At 58.8% G+C, this 2,009-nt stretch carries 1 protein-coding gene and 3 pseudogenes; 2 read left to right on the top strand and 2 right to left on the bottom strand.

The genetic code is table 11. The features are described 5' to 3' along the window. Nucleotides 1-446, top strand: a pseudogene (locus GCT13_RS47470) (hypothetical protein); the annotation flags it as partial. Between the two features lie 172 nt (nucleotides 447-618). Here GCT13_RS47470 and GCT13_RS51075 read toward each other — a convergent pair. After that, nucleotides 619-693 (bottom strand): annotated as a pseudogene (locus tag GCT13_RS51075) (SET domain-containing protein-lysine N-methyltransferase); the annotation flags it as partial. 392 nt (nucleotides 694-1,085) lie between these two features. On the opposite strand from GCT13_RS51075, the pseudogene GCT13_RS47480 reads away from it, so the two are divergent. Beyond that, a pseudogene (locus GCT13_RS47480) lies at nucleotides 1,086-1,363 on the top strand (HU family DNA-binding protein). Between the two features lie 192 nt (nucleotides 1,364-1,555). Here the strand turns inward: GCT13_RS47480 and GCT13_RS47485 are convergent. After that, a partial coding sequence (locus GCT13_RS47485) for an IS6 family transposase (protein ID WP_152768415.1) occupies nucleotides 1,556-2,009 on the bottom strand: 454 nt, incomplete at its 5' end.

Genomic DNA, 2,009 nt, shown 5'->3' on the forward strand with positions numbered 1-2,009 from the left:
ACAACGCGCAGGGCGCGTTCGGTGCGTCGAATCTGTCGCCGAAGCCTGAAGCGATGGCCTTCGCAACGATGACCCGCGTGCTCGACGGCACGAACACGCTGGGCCGCGTCAAGGGCACGCCGGGGGGTACGTTCGCGTATGCCTTCCAGCAGCTCGGCGACGGCAAGGTCGTGACGGCCGCATGGGCGCACAGCAACAGCCAGTGGCCGACGAGCAATGGCACGTACAGCCAGACGTATTCGACCGGCTATTCGCTGCAGGTCGACAATCCGGGTACGTCGGGCAACGTGACGAAGATCGACGGCTACGGCAATACCACGACGGTTCCGTACTCGAACGGCCAGGTATCGCTGACGCTGACGGAAGTGCCGCAGTACATCGTGTCGAACAACGCGACCGTTGCGAAGAACAATTCGACGGTTCCTGTTGGCTACACGGGCCAATAATATGAAGTGACATCGAGGATTCGCCGCCGAGGTCTGGCGGCAGTTCCAGACACTTTATGCCCGGCAATTTCCGGGCTTTTTTTCGGCTGCTCCTGGATGAAGAAGATAAAAGCCCGCCATTTAGCGGCCCAAAGCCATTTCTGAAGCCAATGTAGGGAGGCGACGGACGAACAGCGATGGGCTGCAGCGCAAAGAGTCCCTTGCCGTGCACTGGGGAACGTCGTGCCGTGATGCGTCGCAGCCGCATTATGTCGTTTCTCTTCCGTAACGTCTGTCGGTCTTCTTCATTTCCACCGCGGTGCGAAGCGTCGCTGCAGTAGCGCGCATTCAACGGTCACGGCGTTTAGTATGTAACTAACTGTCATGCATTCAAAGCCCCTTGTCCAGCTTCGCCATAACCCGGTCGGCAGAAGAAGGGGGGACCATGGGCGTCGTCCGCGTAAAAAAGGGGTTGCGGGGTATGGACAACGCCATGCTGCCTGTCCGAAAACCTCGCGAGTTGCCTGGCACCGTAATTGGGTAGCTGCGTTTCCTCTCGGAAACGCAGCCCCCGAAGAACCGGGCATGCGGTATCGCACCACATGCGTTAGGGTTGCGTCCTGTCCGCGATACGCGGGCGCTTTGTCAAAGGGAGCTTATATGAACAGACACGAACTCATCGATGCGGTCGCCGCCGGTACGGGTGAAAGCAGGGCCAGCACGGCCGAGGCCATTGACGCCATCCTCGATGCTGTGACGGCCGCAGTGACACGTGGCCAGACGGTGCAACTGGTTGGCTTCGGTCGTTTTCAACCGGCACTCGTGCCGAGCGTAGCGGCCGTAACCCGTCGACGGGCGAGACCATCACAATCCCGGCGGCAAAGACGGTGAAGTTCACAGCCGGCAAGAGGTTCAAGCACGCCGTCAACGCAGCATGAACGCTCTGCGTGCGCAACATCCGGTCGCAGGGACTGCCTTGCCGCATCACTGGCTGTCTGCGCAACGATATAGCGGATTTCCGACAGGCGGCAGTCGAGGCGGCATCCATAAACAGTGGCGCCAGCATTGTTTCCGGGTTTTGTCGCGCTAACGATTGCAACGTGAGCAAGGTCTGACATGAATAGGACTGCTTATGCAGCCAGCGAATAGAATTGCTCGGCAGAAGTTTGTCGAACACCGTTGTCTTTCATCTGCCCCTTGGCGATCATGTGCGCCACCTCGATGCCACCAAGCAGGATGCGGGCGCAGCGGAAATTCTTGAATCCGAGCATAGGTCGGGTTCGCCTCTTGATCGCGCGGTGGTCCTGTTCGATGATATTGTTCAAGTACTTCGTCTGGCGGATCTTGATGGGCGTTTCGCGCTCGGCGTTGATGGCTTCCAGCGCAGCCAGATTGGCGCCACTCTTGTCGATCGTCACCGTCTCGGGTTCGCCATTCTGGGTGATCGATTTTTCGAAATACTGTCGCGCCGCAGCCTTGTCCCGATGGGCTCGCAAGAGAAAATCGATCGTGTTTCCGGCCTTGTCGACGGCGCGATACAGGTATTTCCATTGGCCTCCGACCTTAATGTAGGTCTCGTCGACA

Origin of the sequence: Paraburkholderia franconis, from assembly GCF_009362735.1 — a bacterium.
In the GTDB taxonomy this organism is placed as follows: Bacteria; Pseudomonadota; Gammaproteobacteria; order Burkholderiales; family Burkholderiaceae; genus Paraburkholderia; species Paraburkholderia franconis.